This window comes from Paenibacillus maysiensis (genome assembly GCF_000520815.1).
GTDB lineage: Bacteria > Bacillota > Bacilli > Paenibacillales > Paenibacillaceae > Paenibacillus > Paenibacillus maysiensis.
In genome coordinates this window covers 1-24,950 of sequence record NZ_ASRY01000277.1, presented here as the reverse complement: position 1 = coordinate 24,950, position 24,950 = coordinate 1, and the positions used below count along the sequence as shown (strand labels likewise).

42 protein-coding genes, 1 tRNA gene and 1 pseudogene are annotated in these 24,950 nt (G+C 42.7%); 34 read left to right on the top strand and 10 right to left on the bottom strand.

What is annotated here, in order from left to right; all coding sequences use genetic code 11:
- The first annotated feature begins 34 nt into the window (after positions 1-34).
- Complete coding sequence (locus tag L696_RS0120655; RefSeq protein ID WP_025685328.1) at positions 35-1,021, top strand: ketoacyl-ACP synthase III; 987 nt, start codon at positions 35-37, stop codon at positions 1,019-1,021.
- Positions 1,022-1,091: 70 nt separating this feature from the next.
- Here the strand turns inward: L696_RS0120655 and L696_RS32095 are convergent.
- A pseudogene (locus tag L696_RS32095) lies at positions 1,092-1,259 on the bottom strand (excalibur calcium-binding domain-containing protein); the annotation flags it as partial.
- Between the two features lie 352 nt (positions 1,260-1,611).
- On the opposite strand from L696_RS32095, the gene L696_RS0120645 reads away from it, so the two are divergent.
- From L696_RS0120645 to L696_RS0120635, 3 genes are all read left to right on the top strand, one after another.
- Positions 1,612-2,160 carry a GNAT family N-acetyltransferase gene (locus tag L696_RS0120645; protein ID WP_025685326.1) on the top strand — a complete coding sequence of 183 codons (549 nt, stop codon included), beginning with the start codon at positions 1,612-1,614 and terminating at the stop codon, positions 2,158-2,160.
- A gap of 132 nt (positions 2,161-2,292) precedes the next feature.
- A complete protein-coding gene (locus tag L696_RS0120640; RefSeq protein ID WP_025685325.1) occupies positions 2,293-3,396 on the top strand; it encodes a glycerol dehydrogenase in 1,104 nt (367 codons plus the stop codon).
- A 158-nt stretch (positions 3,397-3,554) separates the two neighbouring features.
- The gene (locus L696_RS0120635; RefSeq protein ID WP_025685324.1) at positions 3,555-3,770 is read left to right on the top strand and encodes a hypothetical protein; all 216 of its coding nucleotides are present in this window, start codon (positions 3,555-3,557) and stop codon (positions 3,768-3,770) included.
- A gap of 73 nt (positions 3,771-3,843) precedes the next feature.
- Here the strand turns inward: L696_RS0120635 and L696_RS0120630 are convergent, their stop codons facing one another.
- Both L696_RS0120630 and L696_RS31020 read right to left on the bottom strand, forming a co-directional pair.
- Positions 3,844-4,875 (bottom strand): glycosyl hydrolase, encoded by a 1,032-nt coding sequence (locus L696_RS0120630; RefSeq protein ID WP_025685323.1) that lies wholly within the window; start codon positions 4,873-4,875, stop codon positions 3,844-3,846.
- Between the two features lie 32 nt (positions 4,876-4,907).
- Positions 4,908-5,186, bottom strand: a complete 279-nt coding sequence (locus tag L696_RS31020; protein WP_025685322.1) for a hypothetical protein — start codon at positions 5,184-5,186, stop codon at positions 4,908-4,910.
- 347 nt (positions 5,187-5,533) lie between these two features.
- Here L696_RS31020 and L696_RS0120620 point away from each other — a divergent pair, with 347 nt between their 5' ends.
- The 3 genes from L696_RS0120620 (at position 5,534) to L696_RS31275 (ending at position 6,349) form a co-directional block, all read left to right on the top strand.
- Complete coding sequence (locus L696_RS0120620; protein ID WP_025685321.1) at positions 5,534-5,716, top strand: hypothetical protein; 183 nt, start codon at positions 5,534-5,536, stop codon at positions 5,714-5,716.
- A 55-nt stretch (positions 5,717-5,771) separates the two neighbouring features.
- On the top strand, positions 5,772-6,098 hold the full coding sequence (locus L696_RS0120615) for a YnfA family protein (RefSeq protein ID WP_025685320.1): 327 nt from the start codon (positions 5,772-5,774) through the stop codon (positions 6,096-6,098).
- Positions 6,099-6,196: 98 nt separating this feature from the next.
- Positions 6,197-6,349, top strand: coding sequence for a hypothetical protein (locus L696_RS31275; RefSeq protein WP_162833923.1), 153 nt, complete (start codon positions 6,197-6,199; stop codon positions 6,347-6,349).
- A gap of 77 nt (positions 6,350-6,426) precedes the next feature.
- On the opposite strand, the gene L696_RS0120605 is transcribed toward L696_RS31275, so the two are convergent.
- Both L696_RS0120605 and L696_RS0120600 read right to left on the bottom strand, forming a co-directional pair.
- Entirely contained in the window at positions 6,427-6,618 is a 192-nt protein-coding gene (locus L696_RS0120605; RefSeq protein WP_025685319.1) for a hypothetical protein, read from the bottom strand.
- A gap of 134 nt (positions 6,619-6,752) precedes the next feature.
- Entirely contained in the window at positions 6,753-6,911 is a 159-nt protein-coding gene (locus L696_RS0120600; protein ID WP_013311032.1) for a hypothetical protein, read from the bottom strand.
- A 247-nt stretch (positions 6,912-7,158) separates the two neighbouring features.
- On the opposite strand from L696_RS0120600, the gene L696_RS0120595 reads away from it, so the two are divergent.
- A tRNA-Leu gene (locus L696_RS0120595) sits at positions 7,159-7,244 on the top strand.
- 76 nt (positions 7,245-7,320) lie between these two features.
- Here L696_RS0120595 and L696_RS0120590 read toward each other — a convergent pair.
- The 3 genes from L696_RS0120590 to L696_RS0120580 form a co-directional block, all read right to left on the bottom strand.
- Entirely contained in the window at positions 7,321-8,628 is a 1,308-nt protein-coding gene (locus L696_RS0120590; RefSeq protein ID WP_025685318.1) for a tyrosine-type recombinase/integrase, read from the bottom strand.
- Positions 8,629-8,879: 251 nt separating this feature from the next.
- Positions 8,880-9,164 carry an ImmA/IrrE family metallo-endopeptidase gene (locus L696_RS0120585; RefSeq protein WP_342447949.1) on the bottom strand — a complete coding sequence of 95 codons (285 nt, stop codon included), beginning with the start codon at positions 9,162-9,164 and terminating at the stop codon, positions 8,880-8,882.
- Positions 9,165-9,173: 9 nt separating this feature from the next.
- Positions 9,174-9,815, bottom strand: a complete 642-nt coding sequence (locus L696_RS0120580; RefSeq protein WP_025685317.1) for a helix-turn-helix transcriptional regulator — start codon at positions 9,813-9,815, stop codon at positions 9,174-9,176.
- 266 nt (positions 9,816-10,081) lie between these two features.
- On the opposite strand from L696_RS0120580, the gene L696_RS0120575 reads away from it, so the two are divergent.
- The 16 genes from L696_RS0120575 (at position 10,082) to L696_RS0120485 (ending at position 19,720) form a co-directional block, all read left to right on the top strand.
- Positions 10,082-10,279: a helix-turn-helix domain-containing protein gene (locus L696_RS0120575; protein WP_025685316.1), complete on the top strand. Its 198-nt coding sequence runs from the start codon at positions 10,082-10,084 to the stop codon at positions 10,277-10,279.
- Positions 10,276-11,055: a phage antirepressor KilAC domain-containing protein gene (locus L696_RS28845; protein ID WP_049827469.1), complete on the top strand. Its 780-nt coding sequence runs from the start codon at positions 10,276-10,278 to the stop codon at positions 11,053-11,055. Before L696_RS0120575 ends, L696_RS28845 begins: the two co-directional genes overlap by 4 nt.
- Positions 11,052-11,324 (top strand): helix-turn-helix domain-containing protein, encoded by a 273-nt coding sequence (locus tag L696_RS0120560; RefSeq protein ID WP_025685315.1) that lies wholly within the window; start codon positions 11,052-11,054, stop codon positions 11,322-11,324. Before L696_RS28845 ends, L696_RS0120560 begins: the two co-directional genes overlap by 4 nt.
- A gap of 18 nt (positions 11,325-11,342) precedes the next feature.
- Positions 11,343-11,651: a hypothetical protein gene (locus L696_RS0120555; RefSeq protein ID WP_025685314.1), complete on the top strand. Its 309-nt coding sequence runs from the start codon at positions 11,343-11,345 to the stop codon at positions 11,649-11,651.
- A 257-nt stretch (positions 11,652-11,908) separates the two neighbouring features.
- Positions 11,909-13,030, top strand: coding sequence for a ParB N-terminal domain-containing protein (locus tag L696_RS0120545; RefSeq protein ID WP_025685312.1), 1,122 nt, complete (start codon positions 11,909-11,911; stop codon positions 13,028-13,030).
- Positions 13,027-13,458 carry an ORF6C domain-containing protein gene (locus tag L696_RS0120540; protein WP_025685311.1) on the top strand — a complete coding sequence of 144 codons (432 nt, stop codon included), beginning with the start codon at positions 13,027-13,029 and terminating at the stop codon, positions 13,456-13,458. The genes L696_RS0120545 and L696_RS0120540 overlap by 4 nt, the downstream gene beginning before the upstream one ends.
- 108 nt (positions 13,459-13,566) lie before the next feature.
- A complete protein-coding gene (locus L696_RS0120530) occupies positions 13,567-13,941 on the top strand; it encodes a hypothetical protein (RefSeq protein ID WP_025685310.1) in 375 nt (124 codons plus the stop codon).
- A gap of 5 nt (positions 13,942-13,946) precedes the next feature.
- The gene (locus L696_RS0120525) at positions 13,947-14,330 is read left to right on the top strand and encodes a hypothetical protein (protein ID WP_245233411.1); all 384 of its coding nucleotides are present in this window, start codon (positions 13,947-13,949) and stop codon (positions 14,328-14,330) included.
- A 60-nt stretch (positions 14,331-14,390) separates the two neighbouring features.
- Positions 14,391-15,062, top strand: coding sequence for a hypothetical protein (locus L696_RS0120520; RefSeq protein ID WP_025685308.1), 672 nt, complete (start codon positions 14,391-14,393; stop codon positions 15,060-15,062).
- A 22-nt stretch (positions 15,063-15,084) separates the two neighbouring features.
- Entirely contained in the window at positions 15,085-15,483 is a 399-nt protein-coding gene (locus L696_RS0120515) for a hypothetical protein (RefSeq protein ID WP_025685307.1), read from the top strand.
- A 30-nt stretch (positions 15,484-15,513) separates the two neighbouring features.
- Positions 15,514-16,509 carry a phage replisome organizer N-terminal domain-containing protein gene (locus L696_RS0120510; RefSeq protein ID WP_025685306.1) on the top strand — a complete coding sequence of 332 codons (996 nt, stop codon included), beginning with the start codon at positions 15,514-15,516 and terminating at the stop codon, positions 16,507-16,509.
- A gap of 6 nt (positions 16,510-16,515) precedes the next feature.
- Positions 16,516-17,466, top strand: coding sequence for a primosomal protein DnaI (gene dnaI, locus L696_RS0120505; protein WP_025685305.1), 951 nt, complete (start codon positions 16,516-16,518; stop codon positions 17,464-17,466).
- A 116-nt stretch (positions 17,467-17,582) separates the two neighbouring features.
- A complete protein-coding gene (dnaN, locus tag L696_RS0120500; RefSeq protein ID WP_025685304.1) occupies positions 17,583-18,716 on the top strand; it encodes a DNA polymerase III subunit beta in 1,134 nt (377 codons plus the stop codon).
- Positions 18,713-19,231: a DUF1064 domain-containing protein gene (locus tag L696_RS0120495; RefSeq protein WP_025685303.1), complete on the top strand. Its 519-nt coding sequence runs from the start codon at positions 18,713-18,715 to the stop codon at positions 19,229-19,231. Before dnaN ends, L696_RS0120495 begins: the two co-directional genes overlap by 4 nt.
- Positions 19,182-19,496 carry a hypothetical protein gene (locus L696_RS0120490; protein ID WP_025685302.1) on the top strand — a complete coding sequence of 105 codons (315 nt, stop codon included), beginning with the start codon at positions 19,182-19,184 and terminating at the stop codon, positions 19,494-19,496. Before L696_RS0120495 ends, L696_RS0120490 begins: the two co-directional genes overlap by 50 nt.
- Positions 19,493-19,720 (top strand): hypothetical protein, encoded by a 228-nt coding sequence (locus L696_RS0120485; protein WP_025685301.1) that lies wholly within the window; start codon positions 19,493-19,495, stop codon positions 19,718-19,720. The genes L696_RS0120490 and L696_RS0120485 overlap by 4 nt, the downstream gene beginning before the upstream one ends.
- A gap of 28 nt (positions 19,721-19,748) precedes the next feature.
- Here the strand turns inward: L696_RS0120485 and L696_RS0120480 are convergent, their stop codons facing one another.
- Positions 19,749-19,958 (bottom strand): helix-turn-helix domain-containing protein, encoded by a 210-nt coding sequence (locus L696_RS0120480; RefSeq protein WP_025685300.1) that lies wholly within the window; start codon positions 19,956-19,958, stop codon positions 19,749-19,751.
- 365 nt (positions 19,959-20,323) lie between these two features.
- On the opposite strand from L696_RS0120480, the gene L696_RS0120470 reads away from it, so the two are divergent.
- The 4 genes from L696_RS0120470 to L696_RS0120455 all read left to right on the top strand — a co-directional run bounded on the left by L696_RS0120470 (position 20,324) and on the right by L696_RS0120455 (position 21,828).
- The gene (locus L696_RS0120470; RefSeq protein WP_025685299.1) at positions 20,324-20,647 is read left to right on the top strand and encodes a hypothetical protein; all 324 of its coding nucleotides are present in this window, start codon (positions 20,324-20,326) and stop codon (positions 20,645-20,647) included.
- A gap of 72 nt (positions 20,648-20,719) precedes the next feature.
- A complete protein-coding gene (locus L696_RS0120465) occupies positions 20,720-20,908 on the top strand; it encodes a hypothetical protein (RefSeq protein WP_025685298.1) in 189 nt (62 codons plus the stop codon).
- On the top strand, positions 20,905-21,087 hold the full coding sequence (locus tag L696_RS0120460) for a hypothetical protein (RefSeq protein WP_025685297.1): 183 nt from the start codon (positions 20,905-20,907) through the stop codon (positions 21,085-21,087). Before L696_RS0120465 ends, L696_RS0120460 begins: the two co-directional genes overlap by 4 nt.
- Positions 21,088-21,159: 72 nt before the next feature.
- A complete protein-coding gene (locus L696_RS0120455) occupies positions 21,160-21,828 on the top strand; it encodes an HNH endonuclease (protein ID WP_025685296.1) in 669 nt (222 codons plus the stop codon).
- 16 nt (positions 21,829-21,844) lie between these two features.
- On the opposite strand, the gene L696_RS0120450 is transcribed toward L696_RS0120455, so the two are convergent.
- Positions 21,845-22,066, bottom strand: coding sequence for a DUF6199 family natural product biosynthesis protein (locus L696_RS0120450; protein ID WP_025685294.1), 222 nt, complete (start codon positions 22,064-22,066; stop codon positions 21,845-21,847).
- An 89-nt stretch (positions 22,067-22,155) separates the two neighbouring features.
- Between L696_RS0120450 and L696_RS0120445 the strand changes: the two genes are divergently transcribed.
- The 6 genes from L696_RS0120445 to L696_RS28840 all read left to right on the top strand — a co-directional run.
- Positions 22,156-22,377 (top strand): hypothetical protein, encoded by a 222-nt coding sequence (locus L696_RS0120445; RefSeq protein ID WP_025683620.1) that lies wholly within the window; start codon positions 22,156-22,158, stop codon positions 22,375-22,377.
- A gap of 32 nt (positions 22,378-22,409) precedes the next feature.
- Entirely contained in the window at positions 22,410-23,063 is a 654-nt protein-coding gene (locus L696_RS0120440) for a DUF2786 domain-containing protein (RefSeq protein ID WP_025685293.1), read from the top strand.
- Between the two features lie 70 nt (positions 23,064-23,133).
- Positions 23,134-23,991, top strand: coding sequence for a hypothetical protein (locus tag L696_RS0120435; protein WP_025685292.1), 858 nt, complete (start codon positions 23,134-23,136; stop codon positions 23,989-23,991).
- A 44-nt stretch (positions 23,992-24,035) separates the two neighbouring features.
- Positions 24,036-24,332, top strand: a complete 297-nt coding sequence (locus tag L696_RS0120430) for a hypothetical protein (RefSeq protein WP_025685291.1) — start codon at positions 24,036-24,038, stop codon at positions 24,330-24,332.
- A 1-nt stretch (position 24,333) separates the two neighbouring features.
- Complete coding sequence (locus L696_RS0120425; protein ID WP_025685290.1) at positions 24,334-24,699, top strand: ASCH domain-containing protein; 366 nt, start codon at positions 24,334-24,336, stop codon at positions 24,697-24,699.
- Positions 24,692-24,950, top strand: a 259-nt coding sequence (locus L696_RS28840) for a hypothetical protein (protein WP_155985443.1), incomplete at its 3' end; no start/stop codon positions are given. The genes L696_RS0120425 and L696_RS28840, both read left to right, overlap by 8 nt.

The window sequence follows — 24,950 nt, the reverse complement described above, 5'->3', positions numbered from 1 at the left end:
GCAGCGAGATGAATGTGTAAGGGGGAACCTGCTGATGAGTCATATTAAAATTAAGGCATTGGGTGTGTATTATCCGTCCCATTCGGTGGACAACGAATATTATATCCGTCATTTTGATGAACAGGGCAAAGATATTCGTCGATTCATGGAGCATATGGGCAGGAAAAAGCGTTACATTATTGATAGCCCGCATGAGAACGGTTTGACGATGGGGATCGAAGCTGCCAAGAAAGCGCTGGATCAAGCTCAAATGACAGGCCGTGATGTGGACATGATCGTGTTTTCCAGCCAAGTCCCGGAGTCGCTGTTCCCTATGAATGCCCTGTTTGTTCATCAAGCAATCGAGGCCAGACATGACGTGGTTGTCATGGATTCTAACGCGAACTGTGCAGGCATGACAGTGGCAGTCGATCAAGCCAGCCGCTCTATGCTGTCTAATCCTGATGCGCGCACAGCACTTATCATCGGTTCAGACTATAATTCACTTGTTTCTGGTCCCGAGGATGAAATTACTTATGCGAACTATGGGGATGCCGCTTGTGCAGTTATTTTGGAGCGTACGGAAGAGGATACTGGCTTTATTGATTCTATGTATTTTACGGACCCGGTCAATATAGATAAAATTTTGTACCCGGCTCAGGGATTAGCGGCAACACTCCAAGCAGATGCCCCCGGAAAATATATTCAGTGGCTTCCGTTCGACGCCAATATGGCCTTGCCCCCCACATTTGATCTGCTTGAGCGAATTTTGAAGAAGAACGGATTGGCGCCTCGGGATGTACGGGCTTATTGTCTGTCGCAGTTTTCGCTGGCGAATGTGCTGAAAATACAGGATCATTTGGAGCTGGAGGACGCCCAAATGATCTATGTGGGTGATCGTTACGGTTATACAGGCACCAGTAGCCCGTTCATTGCCTTGTATGAAGGCATTGAATCCGGTCGCATCTGTCGCGGTGATTATGTGCTGTTCTGGACGATTGGAGCTGGATATCAGCTGGTTGCTATGCTGTTTAAATATTAAGGAATATGAAAAAGACCTTGCGGCTGCAGGGTCTTTTTGCGCATGATGCCAAGTCAAATGTAATGAAAGATTATTTTTCGCAGGCAATTCCGTCATGATCACGGTCGAGTGCTGAGCGGTAGCCGGGATCACCTTTGTAGAGAGGTGCCTTACCTGCCTTTTTAACAGCTGTACAGTTTTTGTAATAGACGGAACTTTGAGTAGCTGATTTATGGGATCTTTTTGATTTTTTGGCCTCTACGGTGGGGGCGAATTGAAAAGAAACACTGAATACTAGAGCCGATGCCAGTGCGATGGAGACGATTTTGGATTGTTTGTTCATCCTTACTCTTCCTTTCTGTTCATGACTATAGTCCCGGTCCTTTATACAAATATGCAGGGATTAGACTGGTTATAGTCTATCAGAATCAGGAATATTTTTCTATAAAAAAGGATGAGTGAATAGTTTAAGGTTATTTGTTTTGTGTTTTGTCCGATTGTTTTGTAAAGTTTATACATTGAAATCCTGAGGAGGGCTTGTATTGCGGACGTTTAATAGCATGATCGCTGGAGTACAGAATGGGACAACACAAAACAGGAGATGAAGGGTCATGAAAATCGAAAATTTATTTTACGGGGATCGGATTAAACTGGCCGCTGTCAGGGAAGAAGATGCGGAAACGATGTTCAAATGGGGAGAGGATGCGGAGTATCTGCGAAATGTGGATACGGATTTGGCACTCCCTTATACGCTGAAGCAAATGAAATCGGAAGGCTCACCCAGTTCGAACGAGGTCTATTTCCGGTTGAGAACGTTAGCAGATGATGTCCTGATCGGATTTGTTGCCATTCACGGGATTGAGTGGAATAATCGGATCGGTCAGTTGGCGGTTGGCATAGGCAATGCGGACTATCGTGGGAAGGGCTATGGGGCCGAAGCGGTGCGTCTCATTCTTCGTTATGCCTTTTACGAATTAAATTTGAATCGGGTCGGTCTGGATGTTATTGAGTATAATGAACAGGCCATTCGAACCTATGAACAGGCGGGTTTCCAGTATGAGGGCAGGGTTCGTTCTGCTGTTCTTCGTGATGGTAATAGCTACGACCGTATTATGATGGGGATATTATATTCCGAGTGGAATGAAAGCGTTAAAGTTTGATGATACACAATTTGTTCATAAAATATTCCATAACCAGCCTTTTAATAGGATCAAAAGAGGTTTATAGTTAAGTTGTCACATACTGAAATACACCGTTTTTTCGGTATGAGTCAAAACTGAGGAGGAATTTACATGACAAACGTTGTAAGGTCCGTTACTTCACCCAAGAAATTTATTTCTGGCCAGAATCTGCTCTCGTCATTAAATGACTACATTAAGGATTATGGCGATAAAGCTTTTATTATTTGTGATGAGTTTATACTCGAAAAGGCGCAAAAGGAGGCTGGCGCTTCTATTGAGGCGGCTGGCAATCAGGCGATTTTCGAGAAATTCCAATATGAATGTACTAAAGAAGAAATTGAGCGTAACCGGGAATTGGTGCGCAAGCATGGCGCTAACATCATTATAGGGATCGGCGGTGGTAAAACGCTGGATACCGCTAAGGCAACGGCTTATTATGAAAAGCTGCCTGTCGTTATTTTCCCGACGATTGCTTCTACGGATGCCCCTTGTACTGCCCTCGCGGTCATCTACAAGAAAGATGGCTCCTTTGATGAGTATTTGTTCCTGCCAACCAATCCCGACGTCGTACTGGCGGATACGGGCATTCTGGCAGCGGCGCCTGCACGTTTCTTCGCAGCCGGGATTGGCGATGCGCTGGCTACTTATTTTGAAGCGCGGGCTTGTTATCAGTCTAACGGGGACAACCTGGTACTGAACAAGCCTTCCACTACAGGGCTGGGACTGGCCCGTCTCTGTTATGATACGTTGCTGGAAAATGCCGTGAAGGCCAAGCTTGCGGTGGATCGTAAAGTATATACTCGCGCGGTGGAGGATACCATTGAAGCGACAATTTATCTGAGTGGTGTTGGTGCGGAATCAGGTGGGTTGGCAGCAGCGCATGCGATTCATAATGGCATGACGGCGGTACCTTCACTGCATAAAGCACAGCATGGCGAGAAGGTCACATTCGGCTTGATAACTCAGCTTGTACTGGAAAATGCGCCGAAAGAAGAACTGGATACTGTCATCAAACTGGTTAAGGACGTAGGTCTTCCTTTGACGCTTCGTGATCTGGGTGTTGAGGAATTTGTCGAGGCTGAATGGCGTCAAGTGGCTGAAACTGCCTGTGCATCGAATGATACGATGGTCAATATGCCGTTTCCGGTCAGTCCTGCTGACGTGTACAATGCCATCATTGCGGCGAATGCGATTGCAGAATCCTATCAGGGATAGTTTTTTCCTCTTAAGAACGAAAATATCTTTTACCAAACGGGTCTGTCCTATTACGGGCAGGCCCGTTTGGTTTCAGCGCGGACTTATTTCATATCTTATTCTGACCGATATACATGTAACAGATGTAATTAGGAATGGTTACAGCAGGAGGAGATTTGATGTTGGTACATGGTAAAACTCGAAGAGGCAGCTTGTACATCCATATGTCCAGCGGTTTTCACAAAATTGGAGATTATCGGGAAGAATACTCAGTAGCACCGGGAGATCGACTGATGTCGAGACTGACCAAGCGAATCTATACCATTGTATCTGTGCATCTCGGTGAAGAGGCGTACGCCGATATTGATCTGGAAGAAGTGATTAGAAATAGTTAAAGCGCTTGGCTTGGTTAGACCTAAAAAAGCTTCAATTTCACTCATAGAGCGAAGTTGAAGCTTTTTTGTTATTTCAGCGCAGGGTCTCATTGAGAAGGTCCCGTGTGATAATATTATTTTGATTCATGAATGTTCTGATCGTTGATTGCGAATTGGTTGCGGATAGCTCCTTTCCCCATGTCATGGCATAGGCCCAGGCGGGTTGATTTTTTAATACATTGGAGCTCGGCAAAATATTACTTTCCCCAATTCCGATTGGCTTGCCTTGTGCAAGCTTAAGCAGTCCGGTGTAATATGAGGCTTTGTAATCATTGTTGTAAATATCAGCTGCGAGAATATCCACTCTGTTTATACCCGGAAAAGTTCGACTGTACGGTGTGCTGTATGCGTTCGGTGCATTCGGACTCCATACCCATAACAGATTATTCAGATGGTGAACATTAACGAAGCGGTCATACATCACATTCCAGAGCTGGACGTAATTTTGTTTGTTTCCCCACCAGAACCAGTTGCCGTTCATTTCATGATAGGGTCTCCACAGAACAGGTACATCTGCGTCCCGCAACGTTTTGAGGGAAAGTGCGACCTCATCAATATCTGCAATCAGTTGTCGATATTGCGGGGTACCCGGCGTGATGTAGCGATTAAATTCAGCCTGACTGAGCTTGATTTGCACGTTTTTCCACGTTTTGGGTTTATCTGGTAACGCTTGATGAAAGGTAATAGCTACAATTCCGCCGGACTGGCTCCACTGAATAGCACTGTCCACAACACGCTGACGCTGCTCTTGTAAGGCTGCGTGGGACTGATTGGCTAGTCCTCCAAACTCATAGCCATGGAGTCCTGCATATTGTCCGCTGATTTGTTGTAACTTGTTGTTTTGTTCATCCGGTGCCTCCAAATAATCATGCTGCCCGGAGATTAGCGTACCCTCCGGCACATTGGAAAGGTAGGTAAGTAGTTGCCTGGCTTTGGCAGAGGCCTGGGAATTAACAGGCGGAGCGGCATCAGCTATAATGAACGATTGCTGAGAGACACTGAATAGTAAAACAAGTAGTAGCAGTAGCACCCTTTGTAACCAAAAGCGTATTGAGTGAGATTTCATGGCGCTCCTCCTTTGATGACAACATGATGAAATTACATTTTTTCTTTGCGTTTTCTCAGTTGGATACATGCGCTAATGAGGATTATTAGCAAACAGAAGTAGACCAACCAGTTTGGTCCCTGTGAATACATCCAGTCTTTTACCAGAAGGAAGCCGAAAATCAACGTAAGCAAGCCCATGGTAAGAACCATTTTGGTGTGTGCTGGACGGCGGCTGCGTTTGGAAATCCAGTGTATGATGCCTAGAACGATGGCTGCCTGGAGTAAAAATATGCCCATTAACATTAAAGTAACTAGAAAGATTGGGGACATCGGTATCCTCCTCCTAAATTACAATCAGATTATGCAGGTTGTAACCGGGATGCGGATTCATGGATATGAATTCAATACAGATGGATAGTTGTACTCTCGTTACGATCATGATTAAGTTGACTAAATTATATCATAACTACCGTCCTGCAATAAAAGGTGTCAAAATACCTACTCTGCCTTGATTCACCATCATACGCTATATTCAGTGAAATATTGACACATAGTTGTACACTTCATAAATATGCAGGTGCAGTGGGAAATATACAGTAAGCATGAGTATAAAATCAACGCGAAATCAGTGGAAAAGTTTGGTATCATTAAGGTGTATTGATAAGGAGGTCATTTACATGAATGAAGATAACCGACCGTTTTCTAGCCCTGTAGATGCTGAAGGAGCCAAAGCGAATTTTGATGCGAACCAGCGGAAGCTTCACTCTGAGGGAGCCTCTGGTTTATGGCGTCAGGTCAGCAATCTGCTTATTCTGGTTGGCGTGATTGCGTTGATTATTATTTTAGGTCGATTGCTCTAAGGATGGCATCTGTGAAATAAAGCCGAGAAGATTATCAGAATAGGGATGTGAAATGGTGTTAAAGGCAGCGTTACTTTTTATTTTGGCTGGCATAGCTGAAATTGGGGGAGGGTATCTGATCTGGCAGTGGCTGCGTGAAGGGAAGACATGGTATGTCGGACTTTGCGGCGGGGTGGTTTTGGCTGTCTACGGAGTCATTGCAACTTTTCAGGTTTTCTCCTCTTTTGGGCGTGTGTATGCAGCATATGGAGGTGTCTTTATTGTTCTTTCCATTGCATGGGGATGGTGGATTGATAAAAAGACACCTGATTTGTACGATATCGTGGGTGGATTGATTTGTTTGGTCGGGATAGCAGTAATACTTTTTCCCCGGACTGGATGATAGGACAAAAAGCCCTTTTTTATTTTTTTGGAAAACATGACTATTGATCTACATAAATGAGCTTCATATTCCGAAATAGAACTTAAGGAGGGGGTTCTATGAACTGGAATCAAATGAAGCTTAGATTGAAATTTGGCCATGCTGTACCGAAGAGTGAAGGGAATTTCTCAGTGGGCATCGTGTGGGGAATCCTGATTAGTATTGTGCTTTGGGTTTCGATTATTGGCTGGTTTATGCTTATTTTCAAGTGATCACTAGAAATCACGGTTTATAAGGTTGCTTGGTTCAATGTTGTTGTTTGAGTAACCCATGCCTTATGACCCATGCTTTAATCTGTAAAATCGTTACGCAGCTTGTTCAAGCCACGGCCCACAGCTTCTTCAATCATATCTGTAGCAGCAGGAGTATCGGCATCGAGGTCAGGGATACGATTAAAACCTGGCTCGCGCTGATCTAACGACTGTTCAGGTTCGACCTGATCGACGGTACGATTCTTTTCTTGCCAAATGTTTTCTTTCATAATACATCACACGCTCCTTTATGAGTGCAAGCATACTGTATGCTTTATATAAGTATTAACGCTCAAGGCGGCTAAAGCGGCTATAATAATAAAGCCGGGGAGGAAGTTGCTCCCGCCCGGCACTTCCCAAACGACTAGCGATGCTCAATCAGATCAATCGCTCCCAGAACAACATGAGCCAGTCCGAAACCGAGAATGCCTGTAGCCGCAAGCTTGTACTTACTGCTCAGCAACACAGCGCCTGAAGCCGATACTACCGTTCCAAGAACAGCTGGAATCATACCTTCACGCATTCGTAACACCCCTTCTGGTAGTTTGGAAAGACGTTTATTAGTGTAATTCAAATGCGTCCAAGTTATGCAGAAAAGAATTTTTATTATTTTAGAAAAAAACACTTTACAACTTGATGAAATTGTCGTATTATATGTTGGTGCCCATTAAAAAGGTATTTACATAACGAGAACCAGTTTGTACATAAGCTGGATGTTTCTCCGTTACTTGTAAGAGAAGTAAGTTTGAAAATAGCGTTCCTAAATTTATGCCGGGGTGGCGGAATTGGCAGACGCACAGGACTTAAAATCCTGCGGTAGGTGACTACCGTACCGGTTCGATCCCGGTCCTCGGCATTCAGAAAAGCACCTGAGATCCCTTGATACATAAGGGATCTTTTGTTTTTGTATGGGATTTTTAGAATCGCCAAAATCAAAAAGAATGAGCGTCGTTTTTGCCGTTGGGGACGGATTGGGGACGGATTCTCGGATCGAACTTATCAAGGTGCGAAGCGGTCTTGCGGCTGAGCCTTTTTGTTACGTGGGCATACGTATCGCTGGTGACTTGTGATGTAGCATGTCTCAGTCGATGCTGAATCTCTTTAATAGATGCTCCTTGCTCTAATAAGTACGTTGCATTCGTATGCCGCAGGCCGTGCAGGGTTACATATCGAAACCCGTTTTTCTCACACCAATCTTTCCACCGTTGTGTCGGTGTAGTATGGTAGTAAGGCTTGCCGTAGCCGGAATGGAATACGAAATTGCGATCGCCACCTTGCCACTTGTCCATCAGTTTCATTTTTAGCTTCCGGCACGCTTTGATGTGAGCGGCCAACTCTTCCATATACCACAGAGGCATGTCCACATAGTCGTTTGATGCTTCGTTCTTAGTGTCCGTTATGTCGGCCTGACCGTCTTCGGTGTTTGATATACTCTCGTCAATCCGCAGCCTACAATTCACAAAGTCGCAGTCATCAATTTCAAGTGCAATTAACTCTCCGCGTCTAAAACCTCCGATAATTGCCGCAAGAAAATACATACGCCATACCGATTTAGTTTCGAGTAGCGCATCAATTACAGCTGTCGCTTCATCTTCTTCGTAGTAATTTTTCCGATCCTTTCGCACCTTCTTATTCTCTTTGCTAATCTGAGGTCGCTTGACACCATCCATTGGGTTTGTTTTTATAACGGTCCATTCAACAGACCGTTTAAAAATGTTCATCGTAACATCATATGCATATTGCACCGTCCGAGACGATAGTTGGTCTTTGCCTCCTCGTTTGTCGACGCGAGCGCCTGGTTTTCGTAGATCAGTAAACAGTTTAACCAATTCCATCGTCGTTATCTCATCAAGTAGTTTGTGTCCAATCTTCGGTAATACGTGATTGTTGATTTTCGAACAATGTGATTTTAGAGTGGTGCCGTTTTTATATTCAATCACAGCATGTTTTGGTTTCCATTCATTTTCGTAAAAGTCCTTGAAAGTCATTTTTGATGGCGCGATATAATTTCCACTTAATACTTCTCGTTTGAAATCCGCCAATTGATCATCCAGATATTCTCTTAATTTTTTCGGGGCTTCCGATAATTTTGCACATTTTACAGACAGTTTCATTAATGCCGGCTCTTCAATTGTGATAGATGTACGTGGTCGGTTGCGGGTGCCGTCAGCATTTAGGCCGAGGTCTACTGTCAACCGCCAAGTATTTTCTCCTCGTTTTTCTATACTTCCTTTAGCCATAGTGAAACTCCTTTCCTAATTTCATCCTGATTCTAACGACCTATATAAGTAAAATCACCTCCTTAACGGGAACGTATGTTCTGTTTTTGGGCATGGAAATACTAACATCATTCCATAATGACCTACTGGATAAATAATTTATGTAGTTCGAGAGGAATTCCGCATCTCAAATAATAATGTGAAATGGATTCGTCGATATATTGATCTATTCCATGTGTAAGTAGCTTCAAAGCGAATATATTGGCTTGTTTCTAATATTTTCCGGTGTTAAAAAATGCATTCTGATCAAGCCAAAATCTGTTTAAACCTGGATGTAGTTGGTCATGAGCAAGTTCATGAGCACAGACCATGCGTTGCCAATTCTCATCCAGGTCATTGTGTATCACTATACATCTCCTTCTCATTTTTCTGTAATACATCCCCTTGGTTGATCGGCCCAAATCTGCATGATAAATAATGATATTCAGGCCATAGGCTATCTCGTAAGGATTATTTGTTTTGAATTTCTTTATGAGTTTATCAATAGTAGCGTCCATAGGCTGCACCTACTCGTCTTTTTTCTTACGGCCATAGGTCTTTTTGTTTTTGGCTTTTATGTCCCAGAACATAGCCTCCATGACTCGCTTTATTCTTTCTTTGTCATCATTTGAGATTGGTACTCCATCAAACATTATCGGTCCGTCTTCCTCCAACATTGTCTTAAAATCTCGAATATCCTTGGGGGAAGCCCAATCAGGCACTGAACTCAACGAGGAATTAACTGGAATTTCATCCGCATTAGTCATTTCATAGTAGCTATGCTTTTCCAATAATTCAGAAAGGGAAATACCCAATTCATCTGAAATAAGAGAGGCAGTTCCTACGCTCATCGGTCTACCTCCTAACTCATATTGTTCCAGATCATCAATTTCAAGGGCTAAAGATTTTGCAAGTTTCTCTAAACTTACACCTTTTTCTTCCCGTTCCTTTTTTAATATCCATCCAATGCCATAAAAATCTCCTCTGCCTACCAGTTCGTCAATGGATAAGCGGAAGTAATTTGCGACTTTTTCTATTTTGTCGATTGAAGGAGAACTCTTTTCCCAGTTGTATATAGATCCTCTTCCAAAACCCAATTCCTTCTCCAATTTTGGAATAGATATACCTTTCGTTACGCAAGCCGACTTTATATTTTCGACTATGGACACGATCACAACACTCCTTCATAAATGACTGTATAAATACGAAATAAATGTTGACCATTCGTAAATAATCAGTTAATATTGAGACAAAGCTTGATTATTGGCAAAAAAGACAACAAAAAAACAGAGGGTATATAACCCATATTTAAAAAATCGTTCCCCAACGATTGAATTTGATGTTGCCTTCTTTAAAGATATTAGTTTATTTTCAGTCGAATGTCAATAATTAAGCTGATTATTCAACAAACAATTAGAAAGGAGAGAAAGCCAATTTGACCAATTACACTGAATTCGGCATAGAAGCAAGAAAAATCATGCTTCAAAGGAATATTAAGATGATTCATATTGCAAAAGAATTAGGGGTGTCCTCGACCTATGTATCAGAAATCTTTAAGGGAACCCGCGAAGGAAAGAAACAAAAGCCTATAATTGCTGAAATACTGGGCATCGAAATTGAGGTGACTGAATGAATGTAATTGAAGCTATTGATTACAGGAATCAACGAGTGTTAACAACGTCGCAACTAGCTGAGTCGTATAGAACTGATACTCGTCGGATTTCAGAAAACTATAATCGTAATAAAGATCGTTACATTGAGAGCAAGCATTTCATTGGACTTGCAGGGCAGGAGAAACGTGAATTTTTGAACCATACGCAAATTGACGATGGTTCAAAAAACGCTGCTATTCTTTACCTATGGACTGAAAAAGGTGCATGGATGCATGCAAAGTCACTTAATACAGATAAAGCCTGGGAAGCTTATGAAATGTTGGTCGATGAATATTACCGAGTGAATGAAATGGCTATCAATGTTCCTCGTTCTCTGCCGGAAGCATTGAGACTCGCTGCTGATCTAGCAGAAAAGAACGAAGCACTTCAACTACAGAATGCACAAAAGGAACAAATTATTCATGAATTAAAGCCTAAAGCAACTTACTACGATCTGGTTCTGCAAACCAATTCTGTAGTGGCAATTTCAAAAATTGCAAAAGACTACGGATTAAGCGCCAGATCATTAAACGAGATTCTGCATGATGAGGGTATTCAGTTTAAGCAAGGCGGCTGCTGGCTGTTATATCAGAAATTTGCGGATAAAGGATATACACAAAGTAAAACTCAACTCATTGATGAAACGCGGAGTAAAATGTATACCTATTGGACGCAAAAAGGAAGATTGTTTATTTATGAGCTACTTAAACAAAAGAATATTCTTCCAGTTATAGAACGAGAGGGTGCAATGGTATGACGGCTATTGAACAAGCGATCAATGAAATTGTTGCTGTTCAAGTTGCCGCAGCTGAAAAGCGGTTAATGGAAAGATTGAATATAGCTACAGATAAAAGATTAAATGTGGAACAAGCTGCCAAATATCTTGGTATCTCGGAGAAGTTGCTCTACAACATGTGTAAAAAGAAACAAATTCCGCATAGGAGATTCGGAACTAGGATTGTGTTCAGCTCCGCAGCTTTAGATGCCTGGGGAAGGGAACAGGATAAAGTTAATTATCGGACTTAGAAAGGAGAACAAAACTAAATGACTACACCCAATATTGAACAACTGAATAAACGACTGCCTGATTTAAAGAATGTAAGCACGAATGATTTGATCAATGAACTGGCAACCAGACCAGGGATTGAAAAGATATCCGTTGGATCATACCAACACTTTGAACTTAAAAGAAAATATCATAAAGAACGTTTGTCTGATGAGGATATCTATGTAGAAGCAAAGGAGGTTCTTGTTGTGCTACCCAATCTGAAAAAAGAAGATTCATTAGGAACTGTGGAGAGATTTTGGCAAGAGCGATCTGAGCTTATCGAAAGGTCCCAAAGACAGAGCTAAAGGAGGCGTGAACCTTGTCTTTTTATCATCATCCTGTAAAGAGGGAGAATTTTTTGACTCGTGTCACGGTATCGCGATATTCCATCAACCAATCGACAAAGTTAGGAACTGCATCAAAGACGGTCGAAAGCCAATTAGTTATTGAATTGGATTTTCATAGTAATGATTGTAGTCCCGCAAAATTCGAAGAGTTCATGAGTAAGTTCCAGAACTTTTTGAATGAAAGCTATGAATAGCCTTTAGAAAGGAGACTTAACTTGCAAATTGACATTAACAAAATAAAAGTCAGTGACCGCATTCGCAAAGATTTCGGCGGTATTGAAGAACTAGCCCAGGATATAGAACAAAACGGACTCATTAATCCTATAGTAGTAACACCGGATTATCAATTGATTGCTGGAGAGCGTCGCTTGAGAGCACATCAGTTTCTTGGCCGCTCAGAAGTGACGGTAAGAGTAATGGAAATCAAAGACTTTGAGCATCAGCTTCAGCTTGAGATCAGTGAGAACGAACACCGTAAGGAATTCACTTTCAGCGAACGAGTTGAATGGGCGCGACGGCTCGAAGAGGCGGAGCGCCTGAAAGCAAAAGATCGTATGGCTGGGGGTATGGAAAATTTTCCTGAGCATCCGACAGGACAGGTTCGGGACATTGTAGCCGATCAAGCAGGCTTCGGCAGCGGACGGCAATATGATAAAGCTAAATTTATCGCTGAGAATGCTACACCGGAGATTATCCAGCAGCTTGATGAGGGATTGATTAGCACTCACAGAGCGTTCGTGGAGACTAAAGCGCGGTTAGAAGCGGCTGTCCGCGAAGCTGAGGAGAGAGCCGAGCAAGCGGAACTGGACAAGCTTGAACTGCAAAGACAGTACAAGGATGCCATTCCTGCGGATCAACTTGAGGATGCCGTGTCTGCCGCAGTAGAGCGTCACGAGGAAGAAACCACTGTATTCATCCGGCAGAAGGAAAAAGAAGCTGAAGCACAACTCAAGCAGCGTGACGATTACTGGAAAGGCAAGCTTAAAGAAGATTTGAAGGCTGAGCGCCTTAAAATAGAACAGTTGCGAGGTGGCTATCAAAGAGCTAAGGAAGAACTTGAGACTATCAAGCTCCAGCAACCGGACGACTTCGATGAACAGCAGGCAGCAGCTCAGATGAAGAAACTTCGCTTTGAGGCTGAAAGCAATACGATTCAAGTCAGCATCCATGTAAAGCAGTTTCTACAAAAGGTCGGAATTACTTCATTCATGCTGGGTGCAATAGGTAGTGCAAGTAGTTCTGAAAAGAAGCGGCTGTCCGAAAGCTTGGACATGCTGGAGGCCTTTGTTGAACAGATTCGACCAGCCGTAAATGGTAGAAGGGCGGTAGAGAAATGACATTAATTAACCCTAATCAACAGCCTGATTTCTTGTCTGTTGTCGAAAAGCAAATGCAACTGACAGAGGCTCAAGGCATGGCAATTCGTGGCCTTGTGGACGGTATCAAGCAAATGCAATTGGATGTAACCGAGAAAGTGGAAGAAGTTCAGATGATGGTTCAGGAGGTTCGGGATAGCGTGACGCTTACAGATGCTGAATGCTATCAGTTACAGGATGCAGTAAGAATAAGATCCAATGCACTCACGAAAGACCGTTACCAGGAAACTGACGGAAAGTTTAATGAGACGGTCGGTAAATACCGGCGCATGATCTGGAGCAAGCTGAAAATCATGTTCAGCGTAGCAAAGTACAGCCACATCCGGCGTATAGATTACGCCGATGCAATTTACTTTGTCCAAGATTTTCGTCCAGAAGACTATATCTAAAGGAGTGATCGGTTATGACTCTTCCAGAGCTGGCTCGTTTATGGTTCAGCAACCCTTTGCAGCATGCAATTATCGTACGCAATATTCGGAGGGGGGAAATAAAGCATCATGAGCAGTCCTACTAAAGAAATTTATGTAATACCAGTAGTAACCGATGAAGGAGAAAAATTTAACGTAAATAAAGAGGCTGAAAGCCTGATATTTGCAGCGTTGAAAATCTACCGCGTTTTGAACAGTTTACACGCAGTAGATATGGAGCTATTGGAGCCAATGTTATCCGATCAGGACAAAACTAAGCTTGCACTTCAACGGGAAAAAGACCTTACGGAGCAGAAGTTACAGGCCTTGTATAAAACTCAATATGCCGTTTTGAACGGTCCGTGGAGTGCTGCGGTAAGCAGGCAAAAAATGAAGCCGCTAAATGAACAAGCTAGACAACTGAATGTTAAAATATCCGAACTTGAAGCGGAGATATGGAGCTGAGAGAGTTGGACAATCATAAAGAAAGTAGGGCGTTAAGAGCGCAATTACGGGAGTTGTATGAGGATAGTATTGACGCTGTTAAATTTGGATTACCGAATGACGAAATTCATGCTCAAATAGATTTGCTTACTGCTCAATTAAGTGAGCTGGAGCAATTTAAAAACGAAGAATATGAAGGGCTAGAAACTTCTAAGCCATCAGGATACAAGATATCCGGTAAAGGAATAGGTTGCTGCAATCATTGTGGTAAAGAGATATTCGAAGGTCAGAAACACCCCATTCCAAATGAAGAAGGACTTTTCTGTAATTACTATTGCCGTAAGTTATACCGCAAAAGAAAAAACAGAGAAGCCCTGACCAACAATCGTGCTACCAACACGATCATTTAACAAACAATTCAACGGCAGTATATCACGTAATCGAAAAAATGAAAATAGGAGTGAACAAATATGAATTTGAATAGTATGGTAAACGAAGCTTTGGCAAACATTCATAGTGAGGGGTTAATTGAACAAATCGTCCGAAATAAGCTCGAAAAAACAATCGAATCCATTGTGGATGATATTTTCAGTAGCTATGGAGATTTTGGAAAACAGTTAAAAGAACATGTGAAACAACATTTTTCTATCAATCTCGGTGCGTTGGATTTACCGTCTTATAACACATTGATTACGCAAGTTATTAAAGAAAAACTGGATGAAATTACTCATGTACAGGGCGTGGAAAAGTTAAAGGAACAAATGGATAGAATGCTTTCTGATGTAAAGCCAGAGTATAAACTATCAGAACTTATTAACGGCTGGAAAGAAAGTGGAAACGAAGATAACGAATATGACGATAGTGATGAGTTCTCTCTTCATATAGACAAGGACTATAGCACATGGATTTACCTTGATCCAGAACCGGATAAGGGTAAGTATCAATGCAAATATGGAATGCTTGTTCGCGATGATGGTACATTATTCTGTCTGAAAATAGATGATCGTGAAATTAAATCAAAAGATATGATGTACGGCTTGCATGGAATCGCAGAGGATTTATTCAAGATTTATGCTCATGGTTCTAAGTTGGTCATTGATGAGGATGAAATAGACCTCTATTACGAAAATAGCGATTGCTAATTTTAGGGCGGAGTGATCCGGTTTGGAACTTGAACCTTATTTTAAAGACATTGATAGATTAAAAGAGTTGGCAAGTGAGTTGTCGGAGGATAATCCGGCAGCTCTCCTTAAAAAAATAGAACTGCTTACACAATGTCATGAACTAATTGGAGAAGTATCAGGGGAATGTGACAGGCAATATAAACTGATACATGTTCAAAGGGATATGGAGTATGCAAAAGCCTATATAAATGCATCAAGGCCTAAGAAAGAACGGGCAGAGCTTGAAACGATAGAGATACGAATGATTGAAGCAGAGGCGTATGGGAGATCTATGAAGTACAGAAATGAATTTTCAAGCCTCAGAGAAACTATTCATGCACTCAAATTGAAAATGAAGGTCAATTTTGCAGATGGATCAGTCAGGGGGAGATATGGTTGACCAAGTTTACAGTACAGTTAGGTGAAGAAAATGGCTGAAATTAAATGGATCAAGCTCAGTACAGGTATGTTTGATGATGAAAAAATAAAGATTATCGAAGACATGCCCGAGGCTGACACGATCATTGTTATATGGCTCAAGCTAATGACTATGACAGGAAGATCAAATATGGGCGGTTACATCATGTTAACGGAATCTATTCCTTATACGGAGGATATGCTGATTTCAGTGATTAAGAGGCCGCTTCCAGTTATAAAAATGGCTCTATCAATTTTTGAGAGATTCGGAATGTTGGAAATATCTGAACAAGGCGCTTTCTTTCTTCCTAATTGGGAAAAGCATCAAAACACCGAATCTCTTGAAAAAGTGCGAGAGTATGAGCGAAAAAGAAAGGCTGAACAAAGGGCCAAACGCAAAAAACTGCAACTTGGTGAACCTAGTCCCGGAAATGTCCCGGACAGTCCCGGCGATGTCACGCCCCTAGAAGTAAGAAGTAAGACTAAAGAAAAAGAAAGTAGTTGTTGTTTAACGACCGAGACTGAAATCAAATCCGAAGATGAGGGGATACCGTTCACCCGACAGGATGCCGTTCCTGCCGCTCCTGAAACAGATGCCGACTCTGAACAGGACAAAATATCATCTTCGGATATTGACTATCACAACGCCGTTGCCAACAAGTACCTACAGCGCAGGGGGAAAGGATTATACATTACATCAGCCGACGAAACGAGCATTGATGAATTGCTAGCCGCTGGTGTACCGCTTCAAACCGCTTTGGACGGAATTGATCAGTCCTTTGACAAATTTAAACCTAAGCATAAGCGCGATGGGATACGTAGTCTGAGTTACTGTGCGACTATTATTTTCTCCTTACACGCCTTACGAGAAGATATTGGTAAGGGGGAGAGGACCGAAAGTGCTTTGCCTTGTAAGCCTGAGTCACAAATAGATGTGCCACCAAGCGAATACACCGAGTCGGACATTCAAAGCATGCTTGCAAAACTGAGGGCTAAACAGGGAGGTTAATGCCATATGGAGAGCTTCGGCAAAGAACTAAAGGCATTAATACCCGCTGGTTTTGCCAAGAGACAGGCTGCGGTGCTGGAATGTCTAGCAAACCATCCTGAGGTTCAGCGATTAAAAAGCGAATTTCCTGATCGAACCGAGGATCTAACCGAACCAAAACGATATAGAGACCTGTCACAGCATCTGTCATATTGCGACAAATGCAGCGTATGCCCTGGGTTACAAGCTTGTCAGAATGAACAGAAGGGGCATACAAGCGTTGCGGAACCTAGTCCAACCAAAGGTGATGAACTGGTCTTCCGACTTCGGAAATGCCCAATGCTGGTCGCTCATGAAAGGGAACAAGGAATAGGTCAAAGGATCAAGAGCCATTACATCCCTGCTCACATCCTAAATGCAACCTTTGAGGATATTGAGCCTGATCAACAGCGGCTATCAGCCATTGCGGAAGCGATAAAATTTTGCGATGAATTTGTACCGGGTGAAACAACAAAGGGTTTGTACCTTTACGGTCGAATGGGTGTAGGCAAAAGCCGAATCGTCGGAGCTATTGCCCAAGAGTTGGCTAAGCGTGACGTAAGCGTACTGATGGTCTATGTTCCTGATTTCCTGCTGGAAGTAAAGGATGCCATTGGCTCCAAAACAGAAACCGTAGAAAGCAAATTGGACGCATTGAGGACCACTACGGTCTTAATTTTAGATGATATTGGAGCGGAGTCCCTTACAACATGGACAAGGGATGAAGTCCTGGGACCTATACTTCAGCGACGCATGGAACGCTTAGCGACCATCTACACATCGAATTTAACCATGAGTGAGCTGGAACATCATTTGGCGAATGTGAAAGACAGCAAGCCGAGTGAACAGAATGACAAAAAGGCGGCTCGGATCATTGAGCGTATCGAACCATTTGTAAAAATACTGCCGGTGGGTGGTAGAAATAGACGGAGGGATTAAGGGTATGTGTAGAACTTGCAGCGGCAGTAAGGTGGCTTATCAGTTCAAAGGCTCCATAGTAATGCTGGGACCTTGCCCGGAGTGCAATCCTAATGCGAAAAAGGAGATCAAACCTTATGAATATAGTAGTGGACAGCGCATTACTGGTTGAAGCCTTGGAAGATGCCAGTAAGGCTATTTCAGCTAAAAGTATCATGCCAATACTTGGTTGTTTCTTAATCGAAGCCAATCAAGAGGGCTTAACTGTGACAGGAACTGATGATAGAGCAACGATACAGTCATATATTTTCGAGGAACATGTTCAAATAGAACGAGATGGAAAGATAGTTTTGCCTAAATTGTTCTTAGAAATGCTCAAGAAAATAAATGGCGAGGTTCGGATAGAGTCTAAAGATGGCATGAATGTGATTATCACGTCTCGGAATAAAGAAATTGAAATGGCCGGGTTAGATCCAGAAGAGTTCCCCTCACCGCCTACTATTATTGAGAACGAGCATATCGAAATTACAGGAAAAGACTTGAAGGGATTATTCAAAAAGGTTGTTTTTGCAGCAAATATAGATGGGAAAGATATGCCGATCATCACAGGAGCCAATGTTTATCTCAAAGATGGGAAAGTAGGAATGCAAGCTACTAATCGGCATCGGCTATCAAAAACCGAAAAGGAAATTGTGTCAGGCGAGTTCGGAAATGCCGTAATTGAAGCAAGAGGACTTGTGGAGCTTCAAAAGATCATAACAGATAAGGATAATGTAGAATTCGGATTCTCAAAGTCTGATGATGGTCAAGTGGTATATGCATTTGCACGGACGGAGAGGTTCACATTTTATTCTCGTGTTCTGGAAGGTGTCTATCCAGACACGCAGCGGATGAGTGCTGTTCCTGAAGGTATTACAAAAGTCGAGGTAAATAAACAGGAATTCTTGGATTCCATTGAACTTATCTATACTCTAGCAAAAGAAGAAAAGAGCAATATGATTAGACTTGACATTGCCGAAAAGGAAGTAAGCATTCGAGGTAAAGGTAAGCAAACGGGCAAAGCGAGTGAAAGTATTGTTCCTATCAATTTTACTGGTCAGAACTTTATAATCTCTTTGAATGCCAAATATGCAATGGACGCTCTGAAAGCTTTGGATGGAGAGAGAGTAATGCTGATCTTTTCTGGGAAAATGCAGCCTATTTTCTTTTTAAGTAGAGAGGACAAGCAAAGCGTCCATGTGGTGCTGCCGTATAGGACGGTAGATTCATGAGTAAATATAATGCCAAAAAGGTCATTGTCACGGAGGACGGAACGTTATTTGAGGAATGGATCGTAAAAAGGTACGAACTAGATGTGATAGGCACTCTCTTTGATAGCAAAGCAGAAGGAGAGTATTGCCAAGAACTCCTTCGGCAGCGCAAGTATGGAGAAATCAAAGACTTCAAGTGCCACCCTGTATTTATACTACAGGAGAAACCGAAAGTTACCTACATTGCTGATTTTCTGGTGACTGAATTGGACGATACTCAGCGAGTAATAGATATTAAGGGTGTGGAGACATCGACATTCCGTGTCAAGCTGAAATTATTCCAAGCAAAATATCCGACTTTACCCATAGATATACTCATTAAAAAACGAGGAGAATTCATTCCGATCCAGCAGTTTAAGAAAGAAAAAGCGGATCGGAAACGAGCTATCAATAAACTTTTAAAACAAGCAGAAGGAGAGAGGAAAAATGTCAGAACTGGTCGGAATGAAAGTCAAATTCACCGTAATCAAAAATGAGGATGCTGAGAATTATCTTGATGATCGGGATAAAAGAGAGCTGTCCCGTATTCTGTGGAAAATTCAAGAGATGCGACATATGAATGGGAAGCCAGCTTTAAATACCTATCTGGTAGTTAACACCGACGAAACATATGCGGCTGATATTGTCCGCATCATGCAAGCGAATAACCATTGGGGGCCAGTTAATGATCCTAATCAGGCGGAGTTGAAGTTTGACGGAGATATGCTTATTCTGCCGGAAACGGAGGAGGCGATTAAATGAAGCACTCTCAAAATGAAATTGAACGTCCAGAAGTAACGCAACGGATCATAGAATTGCTGGACAAACAAAATGAGAAAGGCCTCAAGAAGTATGGAACCACCATAGACCAGGTATCAGATATGGCCTATGACTGGAAGCTCATGGCGCTGGAAGAAGCAGCTGATTTGATTCAGTACCTTCAGAAAGAAGTCATTCGACTCGAAAGGTTGCTAAACCCGATCTAAGAGGAAAACAAAAGGAGCATAGAGGTCCTTAATCCTCTTGCTCCTCAGTAATAAACAAATCTTCAATCATAACGTCCAGTGCCTTAGCGATAGCAAATAAATGCCAAGATTCATGGCGACTATTTTTATCAAATCTACTTATTGAACCCTGTGGAATTCCAGTCATTTCAGACAATTGCAATTGAATGATACCTTTCTTTTTTAATAAAGGCAGCAAATTCGGTTTCACTTTAAGCAATGTACTTCACCTCTCAGCCGAATTATACGATAACGAATAATTTTTAGCAAGGCATATTGACTTAATATTCGATATCGTATATTGTTAGGACAAGCAATAAATATTCGAAATACGATATCGAATTTAATGGAGGTATATTTTCATGAGAAAAACATACAAGCAATGGGTATTCTGGCAAGATGGGTTTTGGGAATTTGAGTGGAGTTTCATCCTACTCACAATTTGGATCAAAGAATTAAAAACTCGTCTGAGCGAGTATAAACAGGTCATTAAGCTCAGAGCGTTCACCGGGATCATCCGGTGAGGTTGGCACAAGCCAAATAAGATCAGGAAACTTTTCCTGAACGTAATGGAGGTAGAATGTTATGAAAAATCACAGTATGGTAGCGGTCTTACGGAGAGAATTGGAAAAGTCTCTTCCTGCATCTCTAACCCCTGAGCAAATAACATTGTTGGATCAAGCTGAGAAGCTTTTTGGACAAGCCTATCAGGCTGGGTATAAGGCGGCTCAGTTCTTTGGCGGTGATGAATGGAATAACAATGCTTGCTTGGGATACGCAATTCTCGGTGCCAAGAAGCTGGGTTATAGCGAAGATCAGACCAGAAAACTAGTAAGGTCAATCTATCAAGAGTTTGACTTCAAAAGCATTGAGGATGCCCGAACAGTTTATAACCAATCTCCTTATTAAGAGTGACTTTAACATTGTATTGGAACGAGTAACGCTGTACTGGAACTAAAAAAATGCAGGAGGGGATGAGTTGTGACGGAGCAAGAAGCAGATGAGTTCACCACGGCATTATCTGAACGTTACGCGGAGATACAGAAAAATAATTCTCATAACAACGAATTATTAAATATTTGGGGTGATGCTATTGGTACTCTACCACCCGAAATAAAGCATGGCTTTGAAGAAAAATATAATCGCCTTACAAGGGAGAGTAGTTCGTGAAAAAGCTCGACTTGAACAAGCTTGATGAAGAGCCTATCGAAGTGCAGCAGGCCGTAGCCTTCTATGCCGCCCATACGATAAGTGGGAATCATGTAACAACGAAAGAAAGGCATATTCACTATTCCGTTTTAGAAGAAGCAGGGCTGCTTGAACCTCTGAAATCCGCAGTGGAGCCGTAGAGGATTAGGTACAAAATATAAGCATAAGCAAAGGGAAAACGAATTCAAATTGTTGGAAAGGTGGCGAGGGGAATGTCTCATCAAACATTCTGGAAACCGGAGAAAAAAGTCAAAGAAAAGAAATCGTTCAGCAGCCTTGGACAGCGTAAGAAAAGCAAAAAGCTGATTCCAGAATGGAAGAAGGATATTCTTGCTCACCATCAGTCACGTCCTTCTCGGGCTGACCGAGCCGAATTTCCGCCAGGAGTAGTTACTGAATTAATAGAAGAAACACAAGGCCTCTGCCAATGTGGGTGTGGTCGTAAATCCACTCAAACCCATCACGTTATGCCAAGAGGCAGAAGCGGACGCGGTGTAAAGACAAATGCCATGCGTGTCTGCGATACCTGTCATGATCGTATCCAGACAAACGAGGAAGAACTTCAAGGATGGATAAGCACATACTCTTTGATTTACGGTCCTAGATTCTGGTTTGACGAACAAGATTGGGAAGAGCACAACCGCAAGCAGGCGGCGCGGCAGCGTGTGGAAGCCGAGAAGAGAGAGCGCCTAGAATCCATAAAACCTGTAATGGAATTGATTACTACAGCGGCAGGGCGCTCATTGAAGATCAAAGAGGTTCGCTTGCTGGAAGCTATGGACGAAAAACAGATTTCTGTATTTGAAAATATGATGAACGATATTTTAGGAGTTACAGCTAAACAGCAAGTGCCTTTTGGATATGGGTATTTTGATGATTGATAACAGATAGCAGAGCTTATAGGAAGATAACCAAAAGCCCACATGCTAAAAAGAAGGAGCCTATGAGTATAGATACAGAGCCTCTAAATTTCATGTCATCAATGTAAGCGTCGCTTGGTTCTGAGTCACCTTTTATCTTCCACGCTTCGCTTGCACGCCATCCCCAAGTGGGATTTCGTTTACTTAAAATACCAAGTGCGAAAAAAATAATTGCAAAAAGAATAAGCATGAATCCCATTTGATCAGCCCCTTTAAGCAAATTATACCAAAAATTAACGATTTGAACAAAGCGTAAGTCAAGCCCCCAAGGGCAGAGAGGACAAACACATGGATATGCAACTAAAAATAGTTTGTTGGGCAACGGGCTTCAAGTTTGGAGCTGGAACATACGAGGTTCATGACCAAAACGGTGGTTTTCGGGGATTTTGTTCAGTATCTAAGTTGAAAGAAAAAGGACTGGTTCGGCGGATAGACCATACCAAGAAGGCGGAAGCATTTTTAAACACGGATGAAGGTCGGACGTGGTTCAGAAATAACCGCACAGTTTAGCCCCATAGGGGACAAGAAGGAGGGGCATGGGAATGCAAGATGCAATCCGTAAAATTCAGAAGGCTTTTAAACTAGCAGAAAATAACAGTAATGTTGAAGAAGCTCAGGCCGCAATGCTCTTGGCACAGCGTCTTATGCTAAAGCACGGTCTCGCCACGGCTGACGTCAAAAAAGAACAAGAAGTGGCACCGGAAGCCACTAAGAAATCTATTCGTAAATCACGGGTCCAGTGGTGGGAGAAGCGTTTGGCAGGGATTGTGGCTAAAAACTTTAGATGCTATAGCTATACCCAAAGTGGTTACGCTATTGGATTTCTAGGTCTGCCTGATGATGTGTCAATAGCCGTGGAAGTACAACAATTTGCCGAAAGTGCGATCAGACACCATTCCGGCAATTATTTAAAAGAAATCTATACATCGTCAAGAAGAGAAGCAAATGCAATAAAAAACGATTATATTACTGGATTTTTGCAAGGGTTACACGAAAAATTTAAAGAGCAAATTGCTAAAGAAAGTTTATCGTTGGTGCTTGTTAGGCACGAGGTTGTTGAAGCTGCCTATGAAAGTGCAGGTTGGAAAAATCCTAAGCCTACTACCATAAATAGAATGGGTGATCCCGAAGCTCTGGCTCAGGGGTATGAAGATGGAAAGAATTTTAATAATCCAGTAGGGAAGATGATCAATTAGGAGGCTGGCCCTCCATAAGGGGGAGAGACACATTATACGCATACACAGCTTTAGCGGTGGTGTAGGCAGCATGACGGCAGCCAAGCGAGATGCGGACACCGATGGGACGGACGATATGTTGCTGTTGTTTACAGACACGCTAATAGAGGACCGGGACCTTTATAGATTTATGATCGAGTCAGCGGCTTTCATATACGATTTGCCGAAACCAGTTGATCTTATTGATAAATGTGACAGCATTCCAGATGTGGGCGATGTACCAATTGATCATCGACGGGAATATCTGTTGGACTTGGCTGGAGAGGCCATGAAACGGATTCCTGCGCTTCACTGGATACAGGATGGACGAGATCCGTGGAAGGTATTTTATGATCGAAAGTGGATTGGTAACAGCCGGGTGGCACAATGCAGCGAGGAGTTAAAGCAGAAGCTTTCGCGGAACTGGGTCAAGGCCCGGTACAAGCCGCATGAGGCACTAATCTACGTGGGAATTGATTGGACAGAGTCACATCGTGTACCGGCCATAGAGCGCGGTTGGAGTCCATACCGAGTCATAGCGCCCATGACAGAGCAGCCCTACTTGTACAAAACAGATATGTTGAATGACCTTAAACGTTACGGGATCAAAGTTCCGCGACTATATGATATGGGATTTTCACATAACAACTGCGGGGGATTCTGTGTCCGTGGAGGGCAAGGCCATTTTATAAATCTTCTAAAAAATAATAGAGACCTGTACCTGTACCACGAGGCAAAAGAGTTGGAAATGCAAGCTTATCTAGGCCGGACAGACGTAACCATCCTAACCAGGACAGTAAGAGGTGTAGAGCATACTCTGACCTTACGAGAGCTGCGAGGAGAGTGGGACAGCGGTTTGGGTCTGCAAATAGATTTGTTGGATATAGGCGGCTGCGGCTGTTACGTCTAACACTATTTTAGGGGCATCCCCTATACCAAAGGAGAGATATACAGATGAACAAACCGGACATCAAAGCAATCGACGGCGAATTGAATATCACTCAGTATGCCCGTAATCAATCAAAAATGGCTGCTATAGAGATCAGGGACCATTTAGCAAAGATTGATGTTGTATCCGGCATGGTGCGTGACGGGCTACTTGAACCCGAGCTGTACAAGGATTGGGTCGGCAGAGTTAAGGTCGAAATAAAAGACGCTATGGCTCAGGTTTACGGATATCTGCATCTTGAGGATATAAAAGGTCATTCTGATCAAGCATTTGTACAGTCTGCTTCCCAAGGAGGGAACTGATTTGGATGGACTAATCATTAAGCCTAAATGGGCGGATATGGTTCTGTCGGGATTCAAGCCGTGGGAGATTCGCGGGAGTCGCACTCATAAACGCGGCACCATCGGCATTATCAAGAGCGGCAGCGGCTTTGTATATGGCACAGCAGAGCTTGTGGGTTGCATTCCACTTACAATGTATGAATGGGCTGCTAATAAAGATAGGCACCATGTAGATTATTCAGATATAGATTACAAAACACCTTATGCATGGGTAATGCAAGATCCAGTCATTTACCCGGAGCCTATACCTTATAAGCATCCACAAGGGGCTGTTATATGGGTAAATCTGACGGACAGAGTATTCCAAGGAGGCGGTAAAGGTGAGTAATACACCAACTTTAAAAGATACACTTACGCTGCTGACCAAGGGTGGTCCACATCACCCGAAACTGGTAGAAGCGATTTATGAGGTGTTTGGCCTGGTAGACTCACTCCAGCAGCAGTTAGAGTCCTCAGTTACACGTATAGGAGAGTTAAAACGCCAGGCACGCAGGTCTGACAGCGAGTTAGATGGTGCGATTAAGGAGGTTGTCAATCTCCGCGAGCAGCTTGCAGAGAGGGACCGGACAATAGCCCTGC